We start from the raw sequence: 4584 nt of genomic DNA, 5'->3' as shown, positions 1-4584 counted from the left end.
ATCTTTGCAACAGAGCCCGCCCAGCACCGCCACCGCGAACTCGATCGAGCCCTTTGCGACCGTATCGACCGTGTTGCCGGCATTCCGCACGATGAAGATCTCGCCCAGACCGCGGCCGAACAACAGCTCAGGCGGCACTCTGCTGTCGGAGCAGGACACATAAGCGACGAAGGGGGCTTGGCCGCGCGCCAGATCAAGTCGGCGCTGCACCGAAAGGTCCGGGTCCATCATTTCACCCCGGAGGAACGCCGCATTTCCGTCCTTCAGCAGCTGCAGCGCCTGATCGGGGTTCAGGGCAGACTTGCCGTCCTTCGTTGGCGCAGGAGGAACAGCGCGCGTGGACCTTTGAGCACGCGCAACCTGCGCAGCCGCTGGGGCCGCAGCAAGGGCGGTCACGGTTGCCGCACCCGTGACCAGGGCACGACGAGAAAGGCTGATCTCACACATGGAAGCGATCCTTCAATCGAGAGCCTTCGTGATCAGGCGAAGGCGCGTTTGGCGCGGGCGACGATCCGGAGCGCCATGGCCAGCGTGGCCCCGGTTGCGGGCTGATGCCGCGCGAGCCGATCTTTCAGTGCAAGGCGTTCCTTTTTCAGCTTACTCAGCCGCTCCTGATCGGGGAAGCGACGCTTACGTTCGCGCATGACTTCGCGGCTGATGACGCGATAGGCGCTGAGCAAGAGATCACCGGCTTTCATCTGGTCTGTCCTCTCATCTGCTGTCGAACGACGCCGCCCCGCAGGGAAGCGCCATGAGTGGTCCGACATCGCAGCGACCTTGCGGGTCGTCGCCAGAGGGGCCCGGGCCACTGCTGAGAGCTAGCTAAACAGGCCTGAGAGGAACAATCGAAAGGACCATCCTAGACTAATAGACTGGCACTATATGTGGGTTGCGAAATATCGACTATGCTCGCTCTTGCCTTGGGACGATCGCGGCACGACCAGGCCGTGCCGCGCTGTCTTCTTCCCGGTAGGGAAGATCTCGCGCGGCACCGGGTAGGTCTCATCCTCGCGATAGGGCGGCTCGAACCCGCACGCCCGCATGACGGCCGCCTGCTTGGCCGATAGTCGATACCGATTGCACATGCCCCCGTCCTCCCAACACCGTCAGCGGCTCCGGTCCTTATCGCGCGGCGCCGGCGCTTGCGCCGGGGTCGCGCGGCCGATTTCGCCGTCCAGCGATCCGCCCGCCTTGATCCGATCCGCGACGAGCTGGCGCGTCGACTCCCCGATGGTCCCGACCATGCGCGCGCTCTCGCCCCGATCGCGCGCGGTCTTCATGGCCGCGTCAACGATCGCCTGGGCGGGCGCGAGGCGCGGATCGGCCTGGTTCTTCTCCGGCGTGTTCTTCAGGAACAGTTCGGCAAGCCGCTCCTGCCCCGGCGAGTGGCCGGGGGGCAGGATCGGCCGCTCCAGCGACCGCACGGCGCGCTGGATCTGCGCCGGCTGCTGGTTGTTGATCTGGACGCCAAGCGCCGCGCCGATCTCCCGCACGCGCTCCAACGGCGTCTGCTGGGGCGTCACGACGGCATCGACCTGACGGACGCCTAGATAGGTGAGAAGGTGCGATTGATAGATCGGCCCTTTGGCGTGGCGGACATAGGCGAGTTCGGTGCGCGCGTTGGCGATGGCGGGGGAGGGAGCACCCTCCTTAGGGTCAGGACCCATTGATGTGAGCGTCGCGATCTGATTCAGGCTCCGCAAGGAGACCGGGATGAGTGACCTGTTTTGGCTGACGGATGAGCAGATCGAGCGGCTGCGGCCGTTCTTTCCCAAGAGCCACGGGAGGCCGAGGGTAGACGATCGGCGGGTGCTGAGTGGCATCGTATTCGTCAATCGCAATGGGCTGCGCTGGCGAGATGCGCCCAGCGCCTATGGGCCACACAAGACGCTGTACAATCGGTGGAAGCGTTGGGGCGAGGCCGGTGTGTTCACGCGAATGATGGAAGGTCTGGCTGCAGCTGGCGCCGAGCCGCAGACGGTCATGATCGACGCAACCTACCTCAAGGCTCACCGCACGGCATCGAGCCTGCGGGTTAAAAAGGGGATCTCGGCCGCCTGATCGGCCGCACCAAAGGCGGCATGAACACCAAGCTTCACGCCATCGCCGATGCGAACGGGCGCCCCTTGAGCTTCTTCATGACCGCGGGCCAGGTCAGCGACTACACCGGTGCGGCAGCGCTGCTCGATGACATGCCGAAGGCGCAGTGGCTGCTTGGTGATCGCGGCTACGACGCCGACTGGTTCAGGGATGCCCTCCAGGCCAAAGGCATCCAGCCCTGCATCCCAGGCCGCAGGTCGCGCAACGAACCGGTCCGGTACGACAAGCGCCGCTACCGGCGTCGCAGCCGCATCGAGATCATGTTCGGCCGCCTCAAGGACTGGCGCCGGGTCGCCACCCGCTACGACCGCTGCCCCACCGCCTTCTTCTCCGCAATCGCTCTCGCTGCCACCGTCATCTTCTGGCTGTGATCAACGAGTCCTGACCCTAACCAAGGAGGACCAAAGGGCACCCTACCAAACGGCACCGCAGAGCTCCTTTGAGGATTGAAGCTCTGCCTTATGTGCGCTCGCAAGACGGTGTCGGCGCGTTGAATTTACTGCTGGCGACTGTCCTACAAACGATAGGCCCGCGAGACAGTCGGGTGCTCCACCTCGATGCTTGGACACATGGGTGAGGTTATGTCTTAATCCTCGCTCTATGTAGATTCGTTTCAATGCGGCGTCGAACACCGCCTGGTACCGATCAGCGGCCAAGCGTTATGGGTTTGCGTGTGTTCATTGACGGGTATGCCACAGTCCTCGTGGCACACCTCACATTTCAATCGAACTATAATTTTCGAAGGCATTCTAGAAAGGGTAAGCGGGTGCTGTTCCCTTGATGGTCGTCCACTGCCAATGCGTAAACTCTTCCCAGTTCGCCGGGCCGCCGATCGATGTTCCGTTACCAGATGCTCCGACACCACCGAAAGGGTTAACGACGTCGTCGTTCACGGTTTGGTCGTTGATGTGGACCAGACCCGCCTGAAGGCGGTCACCAATGGCCATACCGCGTCCAACGTCGCGGGTGATGATCGCCGCGGACAGGCCGTATTCAGTGTCGTTGGCGAGCGCGATCGCCTGTTCATCACTCTCGAACGGTACGACAACCGCCACAGGCCCGAAGATTTCGTCGCTGAACGCAGGCATGTCCTTGCTTACCCCTGTCAGCACGGTCGGCTTGAAAAACAAACCATCGGACGTGCCACCCGCAGCTACCTTCGCACCTTGGGCAACGCTTCCATCTAGGACCTTGCGGGCGTGGTCGGCTTGCGTCTGGTTGATGAGCGGTCCAACCGCGACCTGCCCGGACATTGGATCGCCCACCGGCAGCGCTTCCGCGTGAGCTACGAGGCGCTTGGTGAACTCCTCGACGATGGTCGCATGCACCAGCACCCGCCCTGCAGACATGCAAATCTGTCCCTGATGAAGATAGCTCGCCCATGAGGCATTCTTGGCTGCCAGTTCGAGATCCGCGTCTTCGAGGACGATCAAAGAATTTTTACCGCCAAGTTCCAGCGAGACCTTTTTCAGGTTTTCGCTGGCCGTCTTGCCTACCATCCGACCAGCGGCGGTAGATCCAGTAAATTGAATCATGGCGACGTTCGGATCACGGCACAGCGCCTCGCCCGCGTCGCCGCGTCCCGGCAGTACCTGGAGGACGCCATTTGGTAGACCCGCAAGCTCGAACAACCGGGCGATCACGAAGCCGCCACAAATGGACGTGCGCGGATCGGGTTTTAGCACAACTGCATTGCCGACCGCGATCGCTGGTGCGACTGCGCGCATCGCCAGATAGAGCGGAAAGTTGAACGGGGCGATGATGCCTACGACGCCTAACGGTCGGCGACGGGCGAGGCTGATGCGCCCACGCTCGCTCGGCAGCACAAGCCCCTGCGCTTGCTGTGGCATGGCACCCGCAAGCGAGATCGACTTGATGGTTATAGACAGTTCGAATTCGGCCTTCGCTCTGACCGATCCACTCTCGCGCATGATCCACTCGACGATCTCGTCCCACCGCTCGGTTGCAACCTGCACAACCTTTGGAAAAACGGCTGCCCGATTATCCGGAGTATCGGAGGCCCATGCCTTCTGAGCGGCGCGCGCACTCGCGGCAGCCGCCGCGATGTCGTCGGGGCTGGCGATGCCGATCTTGCCTAACGTCGCTCCCGTTGCAGGTTCTTGAACGTCTGTCGTTGTCGACAGCGTTGTCCAGCTCCCGGTGAACGCCCCGCCGCTAAGCTGCTCGTCTCCGATCAGTTTTGTGCTGTCCGTCACTTCCGCTCTCCTAGCTTTTCGTTTGGCATAGCGTACCTTCGATCAACATCGGGCCGCAAAGACCGTTGAGGTCGCTCACCGATACCCAGTGGATATGATGACCCTAATTTAGGCGTTGTTTTCGGTCTACAAGCCAATTGGTGGTACGCAGGCGACCGTGGCGAGCTACCGTCAGGGTATTGGATAGATACAAGATCTGTATTGGACGGCAGTCGACTCTCGTCATTACGCTCCTGAAATCGACACGCACTGTCCGTCGTCAGAACAT

The 4584-nt window shown here is 62.0% G+C and carries 5 protein-coding genes; 1 reads left to right on the top strand and 4 read right to left on the bottom strand.

Annotated features, from left to right (window positions below; genetic code table 11):
* From H926_RS31680 to H926_RS26630, 3 genes are all read right to left on the bottom strand, one after another.
* A partial coding sequence (locus H926_RS31680; protein ID WP_305809474.1) for a carbonic anhydrase occupies positions 1-447 on the bottom strand: 447 nt, incomplete at its 3' end.
* A gap of 32 nt (positions 448-479) precedes the next feature.
* The gene (locus H926_RS0109730; protein WP_022676126.1) at positions 480-698 is read right to left on the bottom strand and encodes a YdcH family protein; all 219 of its coding nucleotides are present in this window, start codon (positions 696-698) and stop codon (positions 480-482) included.
* 408 nt (positions 699-1106) lie between these two features.
* Entirely contained in the window at positions 1107-1667 is a 561-nt protein-coding gene (locus H926_RS26630; RefSeq protein WP_022676125.1) for a hypothetical protein, read from the bottom strand.
* Positions 1668-1713: 46 nt separating this feature from the next.
* On the opposite strand from H926_RS26630, the gene H926_RS31670 reads away from it, so the two are divergent.
* Positions 1714-2471 (top strand): IS5 family transposase gene (locus H926_RS31670; RefSeq protein ID WP_148291698.1). Its coding sequence is split into 2 segments (ribosomal slippage): positions 1714-2047 and positions 2047-2471, totalling 759 coding nucleotides; the frame shifts between segments, so codons are not numbered across the junction.
* Positions 2472-2849: 378 nt separating this feature from the next.
* Here H926_RS31670 and H926_RS0109710 read toward each other — a convergent pair.
* Positions 2850-4316 (bottom strand): benzaldehyde dehydrogenase, encoded by a 1467-nt coding sequence (locus H926_RS0109710; protein ID WP_022676122.1) that lies wholly within the window; start codon positions 4314-4316, stop codon positions 2850-2852.
* Positions 4317-4584 lie beyond the last annotated feature (268 nt).

Source organism: Novosphingobium sp. B-7 (assembly GCF_000410615.1).
In the GTDB taxonomy this organism is placed as follows: domain Bacteria; phylum Pseudomonadota; class Alphaproteobacteria; order Sphingomonadales; family Sphingomonadaceae; genus Novosphingobium; species Novosphingobium capsulatum.
Note: the sequence above shows the minus strand (reverse complement) of the source record. Positions and strands in the feature narration are given on the sequence as shown.

Coding starts and splice junctions, on each gene's coding strand:
- H926_RS0109730 (WP_022676126.1), bottom strand. CDS start 698: ATGAAAGCCGGTGATCTCTTGCTCAGCGCCTATCGCGTCATCAGCCGC.
- H926_RS26630 (WP_022676125.1), bottom strand. CDS start 1,667: ATGGGTCCTGACCCTAAGGAGGGTGCTCCCTCCCCCGCCATCGCCAAC.